Annotated in this window: 19 protein-coding genes; 7 read left to right on the forward strand and 12 right to left on the reverse strand. The window is 65.3% G+C overall.

The features are described 5' to 3' along the window. The first annotated feature begins 135 nt into the window (after positions 1–135). Both Q358_RS0103605 and Q358_RS16470 read left to right on the forward strand, forming a co-directional pair. Entirely contained in the window at positions 136–1143 is a 1008-nt protein-coding gene (locus tag Q358_RS0103605) for a TAXI family TRAP transporter solute-binding subunit (RefSeq protein ID WP_027960796.1), read from the forward strand. A 124-nt stretch (positions 1144–1267) separates the two neighbouring features. Then, entirely contained in the window at positions 1268–3379 is a 2112-nt protein-coding gene (locus Q358_RS16470; RefSeq protein WP_084286428.1) for a TRAP transporter permease, read from the forward strand. A gap of 5 nt (positions 3380–3384) precedes the next feature. Here the strand turns inward: Q358_RS16470 and Q358_RS0103615 are convergent, their stop codons facing one another. After that, positions 3385–3666: a hypothetical protein gene (locus Q358_RS0103615; RefSeq protein WP_027960797.1), complete on the reverse strand. Its 282-nt coding sequence runs from the start codon at positions 3664–3666 to the stop codon at positions 3385–3387. Between the two features lie 90 nt (positions 3667–3756). Between Q358_RS0103615 and pdxB the strand changes: the two genes are divergently transcribed. Beyond that, a complete protein-coding gene (pdxB, locus tag Q358_RS0103620) occupies positions 3757–4950 on the forward strand; it encodes a 4-phosphoerythronate dehydrogenase PdxB (RefSeq protein WP_027960798.1) in 1194 nt (397 codons plus the stop codon). Positions 4951–5155: 205 nt separating this feature from the next. Here pdxB and htpX read toward each other — a convergent pair whose 3' ends face one another. The 11 genes from htpX to Q358_RS0103675 all read right to left on the reverse strand — a co-directional run bounded on the left by htpX (position 5156) and on the right by Q358_RS0103675 (position 16032). Continuing rightward, the gene (gene htpX / locus Q358_RS0103625; protein WP_027960799.1) at positions 5156–6061 is read right to left on the reverse strand and encodes a protease HtpX; all 906 of its coding nucleotides are present in this window, start codon (positions 6059–6061) and stop codon (positions 5156–5158) included. 124 nt (positions 6062–6185) lie between these two features. After that, on the reverse strand, positions 6186–7412 hold the full coding sequence (locus Q358_RS0103630) for a pyridoxal phosphate-dependent aminotransferase (RefSeq protein WP_027960800.1): 1227 nt from the start codon (positions 7410–7412) through the stop codon (positions 6186–6188). 35 nt (positions 7413–7447) lie between these two features. Continuing rightward, positions 7448–8413, reverse strand: a complete 966-nt coding sequence (ylqF, locus tag Q358_RS0103635) for a ribosome biogenesis GTPase YlqF (RefSeq protein ID WP_027960801.1) — start codon at positions 8411–8413, stop codon at positions 7448–7450. A gap of 73 nt (positions 8414–8486) precedes the next feature. After that, positions 8487–8888: a peptide-methionine (R)-S-oxide reductase MsrB gene (gene msrB / locus Q358_RS0103640; RefSeq protein ID WP_027960802.1), complete on the reverse strand. Its 402-nt coding sequence runs from the start codon at positions 8886–8888 to the stop codon at positions 8487–8489. A 143-nt stretch (positions 8889–9031) separates the two neighbouring features. Then, positions 9032–10123, reverse strand: a complete 1092-nt coding sequence (gene ychF, locus Q358_RS0103645; protein WP_027960803.1) for a redox-regulated ATPase YchF — start codon at positions 10121–10123, stop codon at positions 9032–9034. 202 nt (positions 10124–10325) lie between these two features. After that, positions 10326–10916, reverse strand: coding sequence for an aminoacyl-tRNA hydrolase (pth, locus tag Q358_RS0103650; protein ID WP_027960804.1), 591 nt, complete (start codon positions 10914–10916; stop codon positions 10326–10328). 87 nt (positions 10917–11003) lie between these two features. Next, on the reverse strand, positions 11004–11651 hold the full coding sequence (locus Q358_RS0103655; RefSeq protein ID WP_027960805.1) for a 50S ribosomal protein L25/general stress protein Ctc: 648 nt from the start codon (positions 11649–11651) through the stop codon (positions 11004–11006). 125 nt (positions 11652–11776) lie between these two features. Further along, positions 11777–12718, reverse strand: a complete 942-nt coding sequence (locus Q358_RS0103660) for a ribose-phosphate pyrophosphokinase (RefSeq protein ID WP_027960806.1) — start codon at positions 12716–12718, stop codon at positions 11777–11779. A gap of 54 nt (positions 12719–12772) precedes the next feature. Further along, the gene (gene ispE / locus Q358_RS0103665; RefSeq protein WP_027960807.1) at positions 12773–13642 is read right to left on the reverse strand and encodes a 4-(cytidine 5'-diphospho)-2-C-methyl-D-erythritol kinase; all 870 of its coding nucleotides are present in this window, start codon (positions 13640–13642) and stop codon (positions 12773–12775) included. Beyond that, positions 13635–14252: a lipoprotein insertase outer membrane protein LolB gene (gene lolB, locus Q358_RS0103670; RefSeq protein ID WP_027960808.1), complete on the reverse strand. Its 618-nt coding sequence runs from the start codon at positions 14250–14252 to the stop codon at positions 13635–13637. The genes ispE and lolB overlap by 8 nt, the downstream gene beginning before the upstream one ends. Positions 14253–14265: 13 nt before the next feature. Next, positions 14266–16032: a tetratricopeptide repeat protein gene (locus tag Q358_RS0103675; RefSeq protein ID WP_043487616.1), complete on the reverse strand. Its 1767-nt coding sequence runs from the start codon at positions 16030–16032 to the stop codon at positions 14266–14268. Positions 16033–16198: 166 nt separating this feature from the next. Between Q358_RS0103675 and hemA the strand changes: the two genes are divergently transcribed. From hemA to Q358_RS0103695, 4 genes are all read left to right on the forward strand, one after another. Next, positions 16199–17473: a glutamyl-tRNA reductase gene (hemA, locus tag Q358_RS0103680; RefSeq protein ID WP_027960810.1), complete on the forward strand. Its 1275-nt coding sequence runs from the start codon at positions 16199–16201 to the stop codon at positions 17471–17473. Positions 17474–17482: 9 nt separating this feature from the next. Continuing rightward, positions 17483–18574 (forward strand): peptide chain release factor 1, encoded by a 1092-nt coding sequence (gene prfA / locus Q358_RS0103685; RefSeq protein ID WP_027960811.1) that lies wholly within the window; start codon positions 17483–17485, stop codon positions 18572–18574. Next, on the forward strand, positions 18574–19437 hold the full coding sequence (gene prmC, locus Q358_RS0103690; RefSeq protein WP_027960812.1) for a peptide chain release factor N(5)-glutamine methyltransferase: 864 nt from the start codon (positions 18574–18576) through the stop codon (positions 19435–19437). The genes prfA and prmC overlap by 1 nt, the downstream gene beginning before the upstream one ends. Before the next feature lie 136 nt (positions 19438–19573). Then, the gene (locus tag Q358_RS0103695) at positions 19574–20074 is read left to right on the forward strand and encodes an Lrp/AsnC ligand binding domain-containing protein (RefSeq protein ID WP_027960813.1); all 501 of its coding nucleotides are present in this window, start codon (positions 19574–19576) and stop codon (positions 20072–20074) included. The last annotated feature ends 6 nt before the right edge of the window (positions 20075–20080 follow it).

A 20080-nucleotide genomic window follows, 5' to 3' on the forward strand; every position in this document is an offset into this window, starting at 1 on the left:
AATGAGGCCAACTTCATCGCCATGATCTACCTGATTGGCAGCCCGGTAGGCCGCCTGTTCGATCAGGCCAAATCCACATGAAACGACGAAGAACCTGAAAATTGCGGCATTCAGACAATGATGGGGGTGGCAATCATGTGCTGGAAATTCGGCAAGCGATTGACGGCGGCGACCCTGGGCATGGCCCTGTGCACGGGCGTCGCCTCGGCCCAGTCAACGGTTTTTCTCACCATCGGCTCCGGCTCCACGTCGGGCCTGTACTACCCCACGGCGGTGGGGATGGCCAAGATTCTCAGCGAGTCCGATGTCGGGCTACGCGCCAACGCTCGCTCCACGGGGGCCTCGGTATTCAATGCCAATGCCATCGGCGAGGGCTCGCTGCAGATGGGGCTGATGCAGAACAATATTGCCTATTACGCCTACCATGGCACCGGGGTCGAGGCGTTCGAGGGTAACAAGATAGACAATCTGCGCGGGCTGGTCGGCCTGTACCCGGAGGCCATCCATATCCTGGCCCGGGAGGACGCGAATATCGATAGCGTCGATGACCTGGCCGGCAAGCGAGTCTATGTCGGCGATGTGGGCTCCGGCACCGAGCAGGATGCCATGAATATCATGGGTGCCTTCGATGTCGCCTTCGATGACCTGAAGGCGACGGTGCGGGGAAGCTCTGGCGATGCAGTGGGGCTGCTGCGAGACGACAAGATTGCCGCCATGTTTTATACCGTGGGCCTGGGCTCCTCGGCGATCGTCGAGGCGGCCCAGACGGCATCCATCACCGTCATATCCATCGACCAGGACCCGCTCGATCAACTCCAGGAAGAATTCGACTTTTACACGCCCTTCACCATTCCGGGCGGGACCTATCCCGGTGCTGATGAGGACGTTCAGACGGTCACCCTCAAGGCCATGCTGGGCGCCTCCGCCGACCTGTCCGAGGAGACGGTCTATACCTTCATGAACACGGTGTTCAACGAGAAGCTGGATACTTTCTACAGTGATATCCAGAACCCCAATCTCGAAAAGTTCTTTACCGTCGAAGCGGGCCTGGATGGCATGTCCATTCCCTTGCATCCAGGGGCGGTCAAGTTCTTCGAAGAACAGGATGTGGAGGTTTCCGACAGCCTCAAGCCCGAGCAGTGAGTGTCGGTCCCGCGAGCTTCGGGCGGCCAGTCAGCGCATCACGCCCGAAGCCCGCAATCTCGCCTGAAGAGCAGGAGGCCGGCGCAGGGCCTTAGCCAGCACACTGTCATAGGGGCGCAACACCATGGCCGATCAGCCCGTCAAGGATCCGGACGCTAGGGCGACTGCCAATGGGGCCGAAGGCAATGGTGGCGAGGCGCAGCGGATCGTCGCCGAAAGCGATTATGGCGCACGGATGCCACATGGCCGCTGGCAGCGCTGGCTACTGGTCCTGCTCGCCGTCGGCTGGAGCCTGTTTCAGCTCTATGCGACCTATTTCGGGTCTCTCAGTCCGCAGAAGCTCGGCGCCTTCCACCTGACCTTCGGCTTCGCCCTGGCGTTTCTGTCCTACCCCGGCAAGCATGGCCCCGGCGAGCGCATTCCCTGGTATGACTGGCTGCAGGCCGGCGTCGGGGCGGTGACGGCGCTGTATGTCGTTATCAATTATTACAACCTGGTGGCGGTGCAGGGCGGCTTACCCATCGCGCGCGATGTGTGGATGGGGTCGGCCCTGCTGATTGTCCTGGCCCTGGCGGCCGCGCGCATCGTCGGCATTGCCCTGCCGATCATCGCCGGCATCGTCATCCTGTATGGCATTACCGGTCCCGCCGGCATCATCCCGGTGACCCCGCCGGACGTGATCTTCCTGCACAACGGCTACGGCTGGGACCAGATCATCCAGCAGCTGTATATCACCACGGAAGGCATCTGGGGAACACCGATTCAGGTATCGGCCTCCTTCGTGTTCCTGTTCGTGTTGTTCGGTGCGCTGCTCGACCGAGCCGGGGCGGGCCAGTATTTTGTCGATCTCGCCTATAGCGGCCTGGGTACCTACCGTGGTGGCCCGGCGAAGGCGGCGGTGGTCGCGAGCCTGCTGACCGGTATCATCTCCGGCTCCTCCACCGCCAATACCGTGACGACCGGCACCTTCACCATTCCGCTGATGAAAAAGATCGGTTATCCGCCGATCAAGGCCGGCGCCATCGAATGCGCGGCATCCACCAATGGCCAGCTGATGCCGCCAATCATGGGGGCCGCCGCCTTCATCATGGCAACCTTCCTGAATATTCCCTATTCCGAGCTGATCCTCTATGCCCTGGTGCCGGCGCTTCTGTCCTATATGGGGCTGGTGTTTACCGTGCACCTGGAGGCACTCAAGTTGAATCTGGTCGGCATGCCACGCAGCGAACTGCCGCCGTTCTGGGCAACCTTCATTAAAGGCGTGCACTACCTGGTGCCGGTGGCGTTTCTGCTCTATGAGCTGATGTGGGTTCAGCTCACTCCCGAGCGCAGTGCGCTGAACGCCCTGATCCTGTTGATTGTCGTGATTCTGCTCCAGGAGACCTGGCGTTGCCTGCGTGATACCCGCAGGCTGGGGGGGCTCGTCACCGGCTTGTGGCAGGGCGCAAGGCTGGTCTTCGACGGGCTCGAGAAGGGGGCCCGCAACATGACGACCATCGCCGTCGCTACCGCTGCGGCGGGCATCATCGTCGGCATGGTGACCATGACCAACCTGGGTTATGGCCTGACCCAGGTCATCGGTGTGCTATCCATGGGCAATATCTGGCTGGTGCTGATTCTGGCCGCGACCACCTCGCTGATCCTGGGTATCGGCCTGCCCACCACGGCCAACTATATCGTGATGGCGGCACTGGTGGCGCCGGTAGTGGCCAATCTGGCCGGCGACGTCGGCCTCGAGGTGCCCATCGTGGCGATTCATCTGTTCGTCTTCTACTTCGGCATTCTTGCCGATGACACGCCGCCAGTGGGGCTGGCCGCCTATGCCGCCTCGGCCATCTCTCGGGCCGACCCGGTGCGTACCGGCGTCCAGGGCTTTACCTATGATCTGCGCACCGTCATCCTGCCGTTCATGTTCTTCTTTAATCCGGAGCTGATCCTGCATGTGGATAGCTGGCTTCGCGGTGTCTGGGTCATCTTCACTGCGGCGGTCGGCATGTTCGCCTTCGTTGCCGTGACTCAGGGCTATCTGGTAACCCGAATGCTCTGGTATGAGCGCCTGCTGATACTGGGATGCGCCCTGGCGATGATCAAGCCGGGACTGCTGACCGACGTGGTCGGCCTGCCGCTTCTCGCACTCGTCTTTCTCTATCACCGTCAGCGCTCCATCGCCGGCGGAGGCCCCTCGTCACCCTTCGGTCGGGGCAGCTATCCCGCCACGCGGGGGGCCGGGAACTAGAGGGCTCATATCCCATCCAGCAGTGATAGCTGGCTGACAGCCTCGCGCCCTTCGGGGCTGTTGTCTTCCACTTCCAACACCTTGTGAAAGCCCCGTGACGCCTGGATGGTGGCCTCATCCGCCAGCCACATCAGCGTCTGGTCGCGGTCATCGGCCAGCTGGTGCTTCAACCCCCCGAACTGGGTGCCGATCTGCCCCCAGGCGCGGCTGAAGATCCAGTCGCCGAACATGTCCTGGTGGATATGCACCAGGACATAGTCATGGTTGGTTTCCCAGCGAATGATCATGAAGCCCCCGAACTGCTCTGTGCCGGCCTGGACGGCGAGGTGATAAGGTAGTGCGTATTGTAATGCCTTGCCGGAGCGGAACAACGCCTTATGAAAATACTCGTCGATGCCAATGTGCCTGCCGCCGAGGCGTGTTTCGCGGCGCTGGGCGAGGTGGTTCGCCTGCCGGGTCGCGCGATCGATGCCGAAGCGCTGCGTGGCGTCGATGCCCTGGTGGTACGCTCCATTACCCGTGTCGACGAGGCGCTGCTCGCCGAGGCCTCGCGCTTGCGCTTCGTTGGCACCTGCACCATCGGGACCGACCATATCGATACCCGGTTGCTGGCCGAGTACGGCATCGCCTTCGCCAGCGCCCCGGGCTGCAACGCCGAGGCGGTGGTCGACTATGTGCTGGTCAGCCTGCTGACGCTGGCCGAGCGGCAAGGCTGGCGGCTCGCCGACCGCCGGATTGGGGTCGTCGGGGCCGGCAACGTGGGCGGGCGCCTGCTGGCGCGCCTTGCGGCCATGGGCATCGACTGCCTGGCCTGCGACCCGCCCCGGATTGAAGCAGAGAGCACTGAGAGAGAGAGCACCCAGGAGGCGGGCGCCGGGGGACAGGCCCCGGCCCGCTTCGTGAGCCTGGATACCCTGATCGCGGAGTGCGACGTTCTCTGCCTGCATACCCCGCTGGTGCGCGAGGGAGCCCATGCCACCCACCACCTGCTGAATGCCGAGTGCATCGCGGCCCTGACACCGGGCACGGTGCTGCTCAATGCGGGGCGGGGTGACTGTGTCGACGGTCAGGCCCTGCGCGCTCGCCTGGCCGGCGAGGGTGATATCAGCGCGATTCTCGATGTCTTCGAGGACGAGCCGGGCATCGATACGGCGCTGGGGGAGCTTGCCGAGATCGTCACGCCGCATATCGCCGGTTATAGCCTCGACGGCAAGCTGCGTGGCACCCATCAGATCTACCGGGCGCTGTGCCGTGACGTTGGCCTGCCATGCCGGGAGACCCTCGAAGAACTCCTGCCGGCTCCGCCGCTGCGCTCCCTCGAGCTGGGTGGCGGGCTCGAGCCCGAGGACGCCCTGCGCCTGGTCATGCGCGCCGTCTACGATCCACGCCGCGACCACGACTCCCTGGGGCGCGCGAGCCGTCGGCAGGGCATGGCCAAAGGCTTCGATGCCTGTCGGGCCAACTACCCGCTGCGCCGAGAATTCGCCACCCTGGAAATAGCCCAGGCGGCAGAGGACCGGCACCTGGCCGCGCTGCTGGCGGGAGCGGGGTTTCGGATCACGAATTCCTGAGCCTTGAAGACAAGCCGAGACGCAGTGGGCCCGCCAATGGCGGGCCCCTTGCGTTGTCTGACTTGAGGAAAGGCTACTGCCGGTAGGCCGCTTCCTTGAAGGCACGGATGCGGCCGGTACCGAGAGCAAGGGCGGGTGGTCCGCTGCGGATCGGTCCTACTGCCGGTACCGAGAGCAGGGGCGGGTGGCCCGCTGTGGATCGGTCCTACTGCCGGTAGGCCGCTTCCTTGAGCGCACGGATGCGATCATCCAAAGGCGGGTGGCTGGCGAACAGGCGCTCCACCAGCGAGCGGGTCTGGCCCTTGGTGATGGCCATGGCGCGCAGGGTGTCGGGCATCTGGTCGGGCAGCTCGGTCTCGGCCTTGAGCCGCGTCAGGGCGTTGATCATGGCGCCGGAGCCGGCCAGCTTGGCGCCGGCGGCGTCGGCGCGATATTCGCGAAAGCGCGAGAACCAGGCGACGATGGCCGAGGCGGCGATGCCGAAGACGATTTCGGCGACCATCACCACCGCGAAGTACCCCATGAACCCCAGGCCGCCTTCGCCATCGCTGCGGGCGCGCAGGAACTGGTCGACCAGCTGGGCGACCACCCGGGCGAAGAACATCACGAAGGTGTTCACCACGCCCTGGACCAGGGCCAGGGTCACCATGTCGCCGTTGGCCACATGGCCGATCTCGTGGGCCAGCACCGCACGCACCTCTTCGGGGCGCATGCGATTGAGCAGGCCGGCGGAGACCGCCACCAGGGCGTCATTCTTGTTCCAGCCGGTGGCGAAGGCGTTGGACTGCTGGGCGGGGAAGATGCCCACTTCCGGGGTCTTGATGCCGGCGTCCCGGGCCAGCTCCGCCACGGTGTCCACCAGCCACTTCTCGGTGGCATTGGAGGGCGTGTCGATCAGCACGGTGCCGGTGCTGCGCTTGGCCATCCACTTGGAGATGAACAGCGAGACCATCGAGCCGGCCATGCCGAAGATAAAGCAGAAGATCAGCAGGCTCTGGAAATTGATGCCCTGGTCGCTGAGGTAGCTGTCCACGCCCAGCAGGCGCAGGGTGACGCTGGCCACCAGCAGTACCGCCAGGTTGGTGGCCAGAAAGAGCAGGATGCGCATCATGTCGGTGGATCTCCATCGATCATCGAAAGGAGCCGCCCGGGGTGGGCGGCGTGTTCAAGCTATTGCTTAGATACGGCCGGGCGGTGTGGGTTTCAAGCTTCGGGGTCGCCGGGCCCGTGACGCGCTACTGGCGATAGCGCGACAGGAAGTGGGCGAAGCGATCCAGGGCGTCGCCGAGCTGGTCGGCCCAGGGCAGGGTCACGATGCGCACATGGTCGGGATCCGGCCAGTTGAAGGCGGTCCCCTGTACCAGCAGGATCTTCTCCTGCAGCAGCAGGTCCAGCACCATCTGTTGGTCATCCTGAATATCGAAGACCTTGGGGTCGAGGCGCGGGAAGGCGTAGAGCGCTCCCTTCGGCTTCACGCAGGAGACGCCGGGAATGGCGTTGAGCTTTTCGAAGGTGATATCGCGCTGGGCCCGCAGGCGGCCGCCGGGCAGGATCAGGTCATTGACCGATTGGTAGCCGCCCAGTGCGGTCTGGATGGCATGCTGGGCCGGCACGTTGGCACACAGGCGCATGGAGGCGAGCATGGTCAGCCCCTGGATGAAATCGGCGGCCCGTTGCTTGGCGATATTGCCGGAGAGGATCATCCAGCCCGAGCGGAAACCGGCACAGCGATAGCTCTTGGAGAGGCCGTTGAAAGTCACCACCAGCTGGTCCTCGCCGGCCAGGGCACCGGTGGAGACATGCTCGACGTCGTCGTAGAGGATCTTGTCGTAGATTTCGTCGGAGAACACTACCAGGTCGTGCTGGCGGGCGATCTCCAGCAGCTCACGCACGACCTCGGGCGGATAGACGGCGCCGGTGGGATTATTGGGGTTGATGATCACGATGGCCCGGGTATGGGCGGTGATCTTGGCGCGAATATCGTCCATGTCCGGCGCCCAGTCCGCCTGTTCGTCGCACAGATAGTGCACGCCATGGCCGCCGGAGAGATTGGCGGCGGCGGTCCACAGCGGATAGTCGGGGGCGGGGATCAGCACCTCGTCGCCGTCGTTGAGCAGAGCCTGGAGAGTCATCACGATCAGCTCGGAGACGCCGTTGCCGATGTAGATATCCTCGACACCCACGCCCGGAATTTCCCGTCGCTGGCACTCCTGCATGATCGCCTTGCGTGCCGAGTAGAGCCCCTTGGAGTCGCAGTACCCCTGGGCGGTCGGCAGGTTGTGCATCACGTCCTGCAGGATCTCCTCGGGGGCCTCGAACCCGAAGGGGGCGGGGTTGCCGATATTGAGCTTGAGAATGCGCTGACCTTCCTCTTCCAGTCGCTTGGCGTGGTCGAGCACCGGGCCGCGGATGTCGTAGCAGACGTTGTGCAGCTTGTGGGATTTGCGGAGGGGGGTGTCCATGTCGTTCGGTGTCCTGGTCGGCGGGGGCGATAGGCTTAGGCGTTGTGCGAGGAGGGCGCGGCATCGTTGCCGTCCGGCTCGGGTGCCGGCTCCGGCGGTATATCCGCAGGCGTTTCCAGGGTCAGGCGGCCGAGCTTGCCGTCGCGCAGCTCGTGGAGCAGCACCTCGGCACCGCGGTGCAGATCCACTTCGCCACCGGGGCGCAGGCCGCCGCGCTTGCCGGCGATCTCGGAGAGGATGGCGTGGCCATCGAAACCGGCGATGGCGAGCAGGTCAACCCGTTCCGGGCCGTCGGCCTCTACCCGGGCGGCGTCGGGGTTGGCCCGATAGCCGGGTAGGGCCTTGAGCCGATAGCGCGCCTTGAGGGCCTCGGGGTAGCGTCTGGCCAGCTCGGCGGCGCCGATCATGGCCACGTCCACATAGTCGATGGCAGTGTCGCGAATGGCGCCGCTGACCGCCAGACGGTAGGCGCTGGCCTGATCCTCGATCTTGGGCCACAGCACTCCGGGGGTATCGATAAGGGCCACCCGGCCGTTGATGCGAACCTTCTGCTGACGCTTGGTGACCGCCGGCTCGTTGCCGGTCCTGGCGATGCTCTTGCCGGCGAGGCCGTTGATCAGGGTCGACTTGCCCACGTTGGGGATGCCCATCACCATCACGCGCACGTCACGGTCGGCGCGGACCTGACCCGCGAGCTCGTGGCAGAGCCGAGGGATGCGCTTGAGCTCCCGAGCGTTGGTGGTGGTCACGGCGAGGGCGCGCATATCGGGCTGGGCGTCGAAATGGGCCACCCACTCCCTTGTCCGCTCGGGGTCGGCGAGGTCGGCTCGGGAGAGGATCTTGAGCACCGGCTTGTGGCGGGTGAGCTCGGCCAGCATGGGATTGGCGCTGGAGTAGGGCAGGCGGGCGTCGAGGACCTCGACCACCACATCGACCTCCGGCAACGCCTCGGTGATCTGGCGCCGTGCCTTGTTCATGTGTCCCGGGAACCAGCCGAGCATGGGCCTCTCCTGCCTTCAATAAAACGGCCGCCCATCTTAGCAGATGCACGGCCGCGGCAGGATCCTTGTCGGGTTATTCTCCGGGGCGGAAGTCCAGCGCCACGGAGTTGAGGCAGTAGCGCTGCCCGGTGGTATCGACCGGGCCGTCGGGAAAAACATGACCGAGATGTGCACTGCAGCGTGCACAGCTTATCTCGATGCGACGCATGCCGTGGGTGGTGTCGAGGTGTTCCTCGACACACGACGGCGTCATGGGCCGATCGAAGCTCGGCCAGCCACAGCCGGCATCGAACTTGTGCTCGTTCTCGAACAATGGCGCATGGCAGCATACACAGTGATAGATGCCGTGCTCACGAGTGACTCGGCAATCACCGCTGAAGGGGGGCTCGGTGCCCTTTTCCCGGGTGACGCGGTACTGCTCCGGAGTGAGCATGTCACGCCATTCGGCGTCGGGCCTGTCGATCTTCCAGGGCATGGTGGCTCTCCTTGTCACTGGGTGATGTCCCTATTGTGGCATGCACCGGGTGGGTCGGGGGAGACCTCGTTACAGGAGCGCACACGGCCCCTCAACGCAAGCGCCCCCGGGAGTGCGGGGGCGCCTGTCATCCGAGTCGGGGCTCAGACGTTGAAGCGGAAGTGGATCACGTCGCCGTCCTGGACGATGTATTCCTTGCCCTCAAGGCGCCACTTGCCGGCATCCTTGGCACCCTGTTCACCGCCCAGCGAGACGAAGTCCTCGTAGGCGATGACTTCGGCGCGGATAAAGCCCTTCTGGAAGTCGGTGTGGATCACGCCGGCGCCTTCCGGGGCGGTGGCGCCCACCTTCACGGTCCAGGCGCGCACTTCCTTGACCCCGGCGGTGAAGTAGGTCTGCAGGCCGAGCAGGGCGTAGCCGGCACGAATAACGCGATCGAGCCCGGGCTCTTCCATGCCCATCTCGGCGAGGAACATGGTGCGTTCCTCGTCGTCCAGCTCGGCGATCTCGGCCTCCAGCTGGTTGCACACCGGTACCACGACGGCGCCCTCTTCCTCGGCGATCTCGCGGACCACGTCCAGGTAGGGGTTGGACGCGAAGCCGTCCTCGTTGACGTTGGCGATGTACATGGTGGGCTTGAGGGTCAGAAAGCCGAAGCCCTTGAGCTGATGCCGGTCATCGTCGTCCAATCCGAAGCTCCGCAGCGGCATGCCCTCGGCCAGGTGAGGCTGGATGCGCTCGAGGATCGCCTTGGTGGCGATGGCTTCCTTGTCGCCGCCCTTGGCCACGCGCACCAGGCGCTGGATGGCACGCTCCACGGTGTCGAGGTCGGCCAGCGCGAGTTCCATGTTGATGATCTCGATATCGGCACGCGGATCGACCTGGTTGGCGACGTGGATCACGTTGTCGTTGTCGAAACAGCGCACCACATGGGCGATGGCCTGGGTCTCACGGATATTGGCCAGGAACTTGTTGCCCAGCCCCTCACCCTTGGAGGCCCCGGCGACCAGGCCGGCGATATCGACAAACTCCATGGTGGTCGGCAGGACCTTCTGTGGCTTGACGATCTCGGCCAGCTTGTCGAGGCGAGGGTCGGGCATGGGCACGATGCCCACGTTGGGCTCGATGGTGCAGAAGGGGAAGTTCTCTGCGTCAATGCCGGACTTGGTGAGTGCGTTGAAGAGAGTCGACTTGCCGACATTGGGCAGGCCGACGATACCGCAATTGAAACCCATAAGATGTACCTGAAAATGGTGTGCCAGAAGGTGAGAGCAGAGCCGCTCGCCATTCTAAGAGATGCCCATGGCATGAGCTATAAGCCTGAAGCCTGAAGCTGGAAGCTTGAAGTAACCCCTAAACGGCAAACCATTGCCTCGCCGAGTGATGGCGCACGTGGGTTTTCTTCCAGCTCATGGCTTCAAGCTTACAGCTTGTTTTTCAGCCGGAGGCTGAAAAACCATGCAGCCGGTTCATGGCCTTGGCCCACTGGCCGTCGAGGGCCTCGGGCAGGGTCGCCAGGCATTCGTCGATGGCGGCCTCTATCGCCGTATGCTCGGCCTTGCCGGGGCGGCCCAGGACGTAATTCGTGACCTGGCGTGAGTCCCCGGGATGCCCCACGCCGATGCGCAGGCGGTGGAAATCGCGGGTGTTACCCAGGGCGCTGATGATATCCCGCAGGCCGTTGTGCCCGCCGTGGCCACCGCCGGTCTTGTAGCGGGCACTGCCCGGAGGCAGGTCGAGCTCATCGTGGGCCACCAGCAGCTCATCGGGTGTCAGCTTGTAGAATTGACAGAGCGCCGCTACCGCACCGCCGCTGCGATTCATGAAGGTGGTGGGATTGAGAAGATGGAGGTCGTACCCCTCGAGCTGGACCCTGGCGTGCAGGCCCAGGAACTTGCGGTCGGCGCGCAGCCCGCTGCCGGCACGGCGCGCGACGGCCTCCACCAGCCAGGCCCCGGCATTATGGCGGGTCGCCTCGTAGTCGGCGCCGGGGTTGCCCAGTCCGATGATCGCTCTCACCTGACTCATGTGTCAGCTCCAAAAAAAATCAAGCGCCGGGGCGCTTGATCATCAGCAGAAGGGCCGCACATGGTGCGGCCCCGGAGCGGTTGAGGATCACTCCTCGCCCGACTCGCTCCCTTCCTCGCCTTCGGCGTCTTCCGCGTCATCATCCGCGGAGCGCACCTTGGCCTTGACGATGTTAAGGACCGGACCGTCGTGGTCCTCGCCCAGCGCCAGCGCCGGGATGCTGACGCCGGCCGGCAGCACCAGGTCGGAGAGGTGCTTGATGGCGCCGACCTCAAGGTCGCTGATGTCGATTTCCAGGTAGTCGGGCAGATCCTTGGGCAGGCAGCTGATCTCGACGTCGGTGGCCAGATGGTAAAGCTCGCCATCCTGATCCTTGATGCCGACACAGTGCTCTTCACCGGCAATGTGCAGCGGCACGCGTGTGGTGAATTCCTGGTTGGCTGCCACGCGCAGGAAGTCGGCGTGGGTCACCAGCTGCTTGTAGGGGTGGCGCTGCAGGTCACGCACAACGACCTGCTCGCTCTTGCCGTCGACAACCAGATTGATGACGGAGGAGAAAAAGACCTCTTCCTCGATCGCCTTGTAGAAGGCGGGCTTCTCGATGGCGATCGGCTGGGGTTCCTTCTCGCCACCATAGATGATGGCGGGAACCTGCTCGTTCGCACGACGCAGGCGGCGGCTCGCACCTTTCCCCAGGTCGTTGCGAACGCTGGCGTTAAGAGTGAAATCTGACATGGAATTGCCTCTTGCTTGAAGTAGGAAAACGTCAGGGACCGCGACCAGAGCCCTGACGCTTTCGGGTGCCCCGAAGGGCGCTTTCCGGCGCCTGTTATCCTGAGATGAGCCTCAATGGAACTCTCTCAGTGAAACATGGCGCTGACGGATTCTTCGTTGCTTACCCGGCGAATCGCCTCGGCGATCAGTCCGGCGACGCTCAGCTGGCGGATTCTTCCGCTGCGGCATGCAGCCTCGGAGAGCGGAATGGTATCGGCGACAACCACTTCGTCGAGCACCGAGTCGACGATGTTGTCCACCGCCGGCCCGGAAAGAATGGGGTGAGTGGCGTAGGCGACGACGCGTTCGGCCCCGTGATCCTTGAGGGCTTCACCGGCCTTGCACAGGGTGCCGGCGGTGTCGATCATGTCGTCCACCACTACACAGTTGCGCCCTTCGATCTCGCCGATGATGTGCATCACCTGGGCCTGGTTGGCCGCTGGACGACGCTTGTCGATAATGGCGAGGTCGGCATTGAGTTGCTTGGCGATGGCACGGGCGCGTACCACGCCGCCCACGTCGGGGGAGACCACGACCAGGTTCTGGTAGTTCTGGCGTTCGATGTCGTCGAGCAGGATCGGCGAGCCATAGACGTTGTCTACCGGCACGTCGAAGAAGCCCTGGATCTGATCGGCATGGAGGTCCATGGTCATCACCCGGTCGACGCCGGCCTTGACCATCATGTCGGCGACAATCTTGGCGGAGATCGGCACGCGAGCGGAGCGCACGCGACGATCCTGACGGGCGTAGCCGAAGTAGGGCACCACGGCGGTGATCCGTGACGCAGATGCCCGGCGCAGGGAATCTATCATCAGGATCAGCTCCATCAGGTTGTCATTGGTCGGTGCACAGGTGGACTGCAGAACAAATACGTCCTTGCCGCGCACGTTCTCGTTGATCTCGACCGCGATCTCGCCGTCGCTGAATTGGCCAACCGTGGCATTGCCTTGGCGGGTGTCCAGACTCTCGGCGATCTTGCGAGCGAGTTCGGGATTGGCATTCCCGGCGAAAACCATCAATTTTGACACGCGCAGCCACCTATGCAGTGTGTTGGGTCATCTGGGGGGGAGGATCGGCTGTGATCAGCGATCCAGAACGTCATGCAGCGGAGAACGGTTCAGCCCGCGCGCCTTGAAGGCCCGCCAGCGGCCGTCGATCTCGGTCAACAGTCGATCGGCCTGTTGTTCGTCTGCCAGGCGGGCAAAGACGCAGGCACCCGTGCCGGTCAGCATGGTAGGGGCTCGTCGAGCCAGCCAGTCCAGTACCGTGGATATCGGCGGATAGTGCAACCTGACCGTCGCCTCGCAGTCGTTGCGCCAATCGGGCGCTCCCCCCTGCAGGGCGCGCGCCATGGTAATAGGGGGGGTGTGACGTGTCAATTCGGGGGCCTGGAACACCGTGGGCGTGGCCACCTCGATGCCGGGGTGGACCACCACGAACCAGGGGGTGTCCAGCTCCACCGGAGTGAGGCGTTCGCCGACCCCCTCGGCCCAGGCGGCGCGCCCGTGAACGAAGACGGGGACATCGGCGCCGAGGGCGAGGCCCAGTTCGGCGAGGTGTTCCAGGGATAGCTCCAGTCCCCAGAGGGTGGCGAGGCCGAGCAGGGCGGTGGCGGCGTCCGAGCTGCCTCCGCCGAGGCCGCCCCCCAGGGGAAGGTGCTTCTCCAGGTGAATGTCCGCGCCTAGCGTACCGCCGTGGCGGGACTGGAGCAGGTGCGCCGCGCGCACGATCAGGTTCTGGTCATGGGGCACGCCGGCAATGTCCGGTGTCAGGGAGATCTCGCCGTCCTGGCGCAGGGCGAGCCGCAGGGTGTCGCCGTGGTCGAGGAACTGGAACAGGGTCTGCAGCTCATGGTAGCCATCGGCCCGTCGCCCCGTGATATGCAGCATCCGATTGAGCTTGGCGGGGGCCGGCAGGTCAAGGCTCGCCCGGGGCGTCCCGTGTTCAGTCATTGCCGAGCTCCGGTCGCCATTCGTTGACCACCAGGGTGACGCGTAGATCACCGTAGTGCATCACCAGGCGGCGCGGCAGCCACAAGCGGTCGGTATAGGTCCAGTCTCGGTAGTCGATCTCCCAGCCGGCCTGCGTGATCCGTGCCGGGAATCCCAGGGCGTCCTCCTCGAGTCGATAATCGCTGTCTTCGCCGGGCAGGCCACGAATCCAGTCGGCGAGTGCGCCGAGTGGCAGCGACCAGCCCAGCTGCTGCTCCATCAGGGCCTCGGGGGTTTCGGCCTCGAAGCGTCCTTCCGATGTGGTCATCGAGAAGCGGCCCTCGCGGCCCTCGAGGGTGCTGCGACCGCTGCCGAAGGGGCCGCTGATCAACAGGCGGTAATAGTGGGGATACTGGCTCCAGTCCAGGTTGGCACTGGTGGAGTCTTCGGGGGTGCGTAGGCCGGCCTTGCCGGCGATCTGCCAGGTATCCAGTGACTCCAGGCGTGCCTGCTGGTCCTGCCACTGGCCAGGGGTGCGCTCTCCCTCGGGCTGCGGTGCCTGGCGGGCGCAGCCGGCGATCAATGTCAGGAGCATGGCAGCCGTGATAAGCAGAGAGGGGTGGCGTCGCATGATGGTCTCGTGGTCAGTGGGATGTGTCGGCGGGAGCCAGCTCGGGAGTACGCTGGAGCAGCTCGTCGAGCTGCGGGTGCTCGTCGAGGCGCCTGAAGGCCTCGCGCACCAGGTCGCGGGCCTCATCGTGTCGGCCCAGTGACCACAACACCTCGGCGAGGTGGGCGGCGACTTCCTGGTCGGGCATGTCACGATAGGCGCGCTCGAGCCAGGGCAGGGCTTCCTGAGGGTCACCCTGGAGATAGCGCACCCAGCCCAGGCTGTCGAGGATCGCCGGATTGTCGGGCTCGAGGGCGTGAGCCCGCTCGATCAGCTCACGCGCCTCGTCGAGTCGTGACGCCGGGCCCTGGTCGGCGAGGGTGTAGCCCAGGGCGTTGAGCGCCATGGCGTTGTCGGGATTGCGCTCGATGATGCGCCCCAGGTCACGTTCCATGCCTTGCAGGTCGCCTGCCTCCCAGGCACGCATGCCGCGCAGATAAAGCAGCTGTTCGTCGTCGGGTGTGCGTGCCAGCTCTCGGTCGAGGAGGGTGTCGGCCTCCTGGTCGAGGCCTTCCTGGTTGAGGAGTTCCACTTCCAGCGTCACCAGGTCGCCATACTGCTCGGCGTGGCGCAATCGTTCACCGTGCAGGAAATCGCGAGCATCGCTCAGGCGGTCGTTGTCTATCAGCATCTCGGCCGCTCGCAGGCGGCTGAGCAGGAAGCCTTCCTCGGGCGGCACCTGGCGATAATAAAGCAGGGCGTTGTCGACCTCATCCTCGCCTCGGGCAATATCGCCCAGCAGCAGGAAGGCCTCGGGTGGGGGGTCGGGAAGCTCGGTCAGCGGCAGCAGCAGGCGCCGAGCGGGCTCATGGTGGCCTTCATCCAGGTAGAGGCGCGCCAGCCCAAGAGGCAGGGCGGCATCACCGGTGTGCTTCTCGAGCAGGGCCTGGGTCCGGGCCTCGGCCGCGGTGACATTGCCCAGGCGTAGTTCGCTTTGTGCCAGCAGGAGAATAAAGCGTGGGTCACCGGGCGAGACCGTGAGGCCTCGACGGGCGGCGGCGCGGGCGGCGCGCGGGTCGTCCGCCTCCTGGGCCAGTCGGGCACGAGTCAGCCACAGGGCCGGCAGCTCCGGTGCCCGGGCGCCGAGGCGCTCCAGGCGGCGTTCGGCGGCGGCAGCGTCACCGACGGCCACTTCGAGCATCGCGGTCGCGAGTTCGGCATCATGGCGACGTGCATCTTCCGGCGCCGTGGTCAGGTAATCACGCAGTTCGGCCAGTAGCGGCGCGGGATCGGCGTCATCGGCCAGGGCCGCTTCCACTAGCGAGGAAATCTCGCTGTCGCCGCCTTCCCGGACGAGCGCCAGCCGCTGGCGAAGAGCCTCGTCCCAATCGCCACGCTGGACGGAGAGACCGGCCAGCAGGCGGGCCGGTGCGACGCTGTCGGGAGCCAGCCCCTGCCACTCCCTGGCGGCACGGTCGAGCAGCTCCTGGTCGTTGCCGAAACTGGCGGCCAGTGCGGCACGCTCCGCCAGGCCGGCGCTGCGATAGCGCCGGGTAGCCATGAGATAGCCCTCGGCCGCGCGTTGGTAGTCGCCGCGCTGGCCGGCCAGCTCCGCAGTGAGCAAGTCGGCGAGGCCCTCGGCATCGAGGCCCTTCTCGATGGGTGGGGCTCCGGCCAGCGGGTCCTCCATCGCCGGGGAAGGGCCTTTGTCCAGCGGCCACGACTGACAGCCGGTCAACAGCAGGGCCAGTACCGGTACCACCAGCGGCGGGGTTAACAGGGAGAAGGGGACGCGGGCCATGGGGGTCTCGCTTGCGATGCGGTGGCCTCAGCATAACGGCTCGGCCGTCGTGGGCAAAGGTGCGGCGCCGAGGTGCGGCCATTGCCTGTCGGCTGTGATAGAATCCTGGCGCCTCGATAGCGAGGCGGTAATGGCCGCACACCCCCACGTTCAAGATGCCCGACGCATGACGCTGATTGCCCTTGGAATCAATCACCGAACCGCCACCGTGGAGGTGCGCGAACAGGTGGCCTTCGACCCCGCCGAGCTGGAGGCTGCGCTGGCTGAGCTGCGTGGCTTGCCCGAAGTCAGGGAGGCGGCTGTCCTCTCGACCTGCAATCGCACCGAGCTCTACTGCGTGACCGAGGCCGAAGCCAACGGGGAGGCGGCCATCCTGCAATGGCTGGGTCGCTTCCATGGGCTGCCGGTCGATGATCTCGCCACCTGCGCCTATCATTATCTCGATAACGAGGCCGCCCGTCATCTGATGCGGGTGGCGGTAGGGCTGGATTCCATGGTGCTGGGTGAGCCCCAGATCCTCGGTCAGCTCAAGGAGGCCTACCAGACCAGCCGTCTGGGCAACGGGATCGGCAAGGAGCTGGAGTGCCTGTTTCAGCACACCTTCGCCGTGGCCAAGCAGGTGCGGACGGAAACCGGCATCGGCCGCAACCCGGTGTCGGTCGCCTATGCGGCGGTGAGCCTGGCGAGCCGTATCTTCGATGATTTCGGCCGCGCCCGCGCGCTGTTGATCGGTGCCGGCGAGACCATCGAACTGGTGGCCCGCCACCTGGTGGAAGCCGGCGTCAGCCAGCTGACCGTGGCCAATCGTACCCGTGAGCGGGGGGAGTTGCTGGCCGCGCCCCTGGGAGGCCGGGCGATTACCCTGGACGCCATCCCCGATGCCCTGGTGGAGGCGGATATCGTCATCTCCTCGACCGCGGCGCCGTTGCCGATCCTGGGCAAGGGCATGGTGGAGCGGGCGCTGAAGAAGCGCCGCCACCGGCCGATCTTCATGGTCGATATCGCCGTGCCTCGGGATATCGAGCCCGAGGTGGGCCAGCTCGCCGATATCTTCCTCTATACGGTGGATGACCTCCAGGAGGTGATCGCGGAGAATCGCCGTCATCGCCAGGTGGCCGCCGACCAGGCGGAGTCGCTGATCGAACATGGCGTGGGCGCCTGGCTGCATGACCTTCGCATACGCAGTGGCGGCGAGTTGATCCACGACTACCGCTCGCGTGGCGAGGCACACCGTGAACATTCCCTGGCGCAGGCGCTGACGCGGCTGGAGCGTGGCGAGGACCCGGAGGCCGTGGTGCGACGTCTCGCCCACCAGCTCACCAACCGGTTGATGCACGGCCCCACCGTGGCGCTGCGCGAGGCCGCCTCCGCCGAGCGCCACGACCTGCTCGAGGCGGCCGGCGTGCTGCTGCTCGAAGCGACACCCGACAAGACCCGATAGGACCGATTAATGAAAGCTTCCCTGCGTGCGCGTCTCGATACCTTCGACGAGCGCTTCGAGGAGCTCGCCGCCCTGCTGGCGGCCCCCGAAGTGATCGGCGACCAGGCTCGTTTCCGCGACTACTCTCGTGAATACGCCGAGCTCGAGGCGCTGGTGGAGGCATGGCGCGAATATCGTGCCGTGGAGCGCGATATCGATGATGCCGAGCAGCTCGCTTCCGACAGCGATCCCGACATGCGCGAGCTTGCCGAGCTGGAGCTGGTCGAGAGCCGCGAGAAGCGCGACGCTCAGGAGGAGGATCTCAAGCGCCTGCTGGTACCCAAGGACCCCGATGATGGCCGCGGTGTCTTTCTGGAAGTGCGGGCGGGTACCGGGGGCGATGAGGCGGCGCTGTTCGCCGGCGACCTGTTCCGCATGTATTCGCGCTATGCCGAGAAGCACGGCTGGAAGGTGGAGGTGGTCAGTGCCAGCCATGGCGAACAGGGCGGCTACAAGGAGATCATCGCGCGCATCAAGGGCGAGGGCGCCTATGCCCGACTCAAGTTCGAGTCCGGAGCCCACCGCGTACAGCGGGTGCCGGCCACCGAGTCCCAGGGGCGTATCCATACCTCGGCCTGTACCGTGGCGGTGATGCCCGAGGTGGATGCCGTTGGCAATGTCGACCTCGATGCCAGCGAGTTGCGCGTGGACACCTTTCGCTCCAGTGGCGCCGGTGGCCAGCACGTCAACACCACCGACTCGGCCATCCGCATTACCCACCTGCCCAGCGGCGTCGTGGTGGAGTGCCAGGAGGAGCGTAGCCAGCACAAGAACCGCGCCAAGGCGATGTCGCTGCTGGCCGCGCGCCTCAAGCAGCATGCCGTGGACAGCCAGCGTCAGCAGCAGGCCGACACGCGCCGCAGCCTGGTGGGATCCGGGGATCGCAGCGAGCGTATTCGCACCTATAACTTCCCCCAGGGGCGTGTCACCGACCATCGCATCAACCTGACCCTCTACAAGCTCTCGGAGGTCGTCGGCGGTGATCACCTCGACGAGGTGATCGAGCCGCTGATTCATGAATACCAGGCCGAACAGCTCGCCGCCCTGCAGCAGGAGGCCTGATGACCCTCGATGCCTTGCTGATCGAGTCCGCGAGGCGCCTGGCCGACGCCGGCTCGCCCTCGGCGCGCCTCGACGCCGAGGTCCTGCTCTGTCATGTGCTGGGGGTCGAGCGCGCCTGGCTCTATACCTGGGGCGACCGCGAGGCCGATGACACGGCGGTGGGTCGGCTGCGGGTGCTGGTCGCGCGCCGCGCGGCGGGCGAGCCGGTGGCCTACCTCACCGGCGAGCGAGAGTTCTGGGGGCTACGCCTGGCGACCGACCCCAGCACCCTGATTCCGCGCCCCGATACGGAGACGCTGGTGGAGGCCGCCCTGGCTCTGGCCCTGGCCCAGGGGCCTGGTGGGCGGTTGCTCGACCTGGGCACCGGTAGCGGGGCCATCGCCCTGGCCTTTGCCAGCGAGCGGCCGGCTTGGCGGGTGCTGGGCCTGGATATTCGCCCCGAGGCGGTGGCCCTGGCGCAGCGCAATGCCGAACGGCTGGCCCTCGCCAATGCCGAGTTTGGCGAGAGCGACTGGTTCGCCGCCCTGACGGACGAGCCGGGCGACACGCAACGCTTTGCCATCATCGTTTCCAACCCCCCTTATATTGCCGAGGATGATCCCCATCTGGCCGCGGGAGACGTGCGCTTCGAGCCGCGCTCGGCGCTGGTGGCCGACGACGCGGGCCTGGCCGATCTGTGCTACCTGGTGCAGAGGGCCCGGCAGCATCTGCAACCCGGGGGCTGGCTGCTGCTGGAGCATGGCTGGGGCCAGGCCGCGGCGGTGCGCGAGGCGCTCGTGGCGGCAGGCTACGACGAGGTGGCCAGCCGCCGTGACCTCGGTGGCCATGAGCGCGTCAGCCTGGGGAAAAAGGCGCCGCGTTGATGGCCGCCGATGCGGGGCTGTGGTACACCTTCTGCAGATGATATTTCCGTTAGCTGTCGTGGTGCAGGGTGATTCATAGTCGATTCTGCTGGTGCGGCGGCGCTAATGACTCTTCCGACCGGTGCCCTTCGCTATAATGAAAGCCAAGACTCGTTCCTTCGATCGCATCGACCTCAAGATCCTGCGTTGCCTGCAGGAAAATGCTCGCATCTCCTATGTTGACCTCGCCGGCCAGGTGGGGCTCTCCACCACCCCCTGCCTGGAGCGGGTCAAGCGCCTGGAGCGAGCCGGGGTGATCCGCGGATACCGTGCCATGCTCGATCCCCAGGCGCTCAAGGCTAACCTGCTGGTATTCGTGGAGATCAGCCTGGAGACCCAGTCGCCGGCGGTGTTCGATGAGTTTCGCCGCGCCGTGGCCCGCCTGCCACAGATCCAGGAGTGCCACCTGGTCTCGGGGCAGTTCGACTATATTCTCAAGTGTCGGATACCCGAGATGTCCGCCTATCGTCAGCTGCTCGGCGATGTGGTGCTGACCCTGCCGGGGGTGAAGGAGTCCAAGAGCTATGTGGTAATGGAGGAGGTCAAGGAAGAGTTCTCCCTCCATGTGCCCGATATCGAGGCGTTTGACGAAAAGTGAGCCGTG

Source organism: Halomonas halodenitrificans DSM 735 (genome assembly GCF_000620045.1).
Classification (GTDB): domain Bacteria; phylum Pseudomonadota; class Gammaproteobacteria; order Pseudomonadales; family Halomonadaceae; genus Halomonas; species Halomonas halodenitrificans.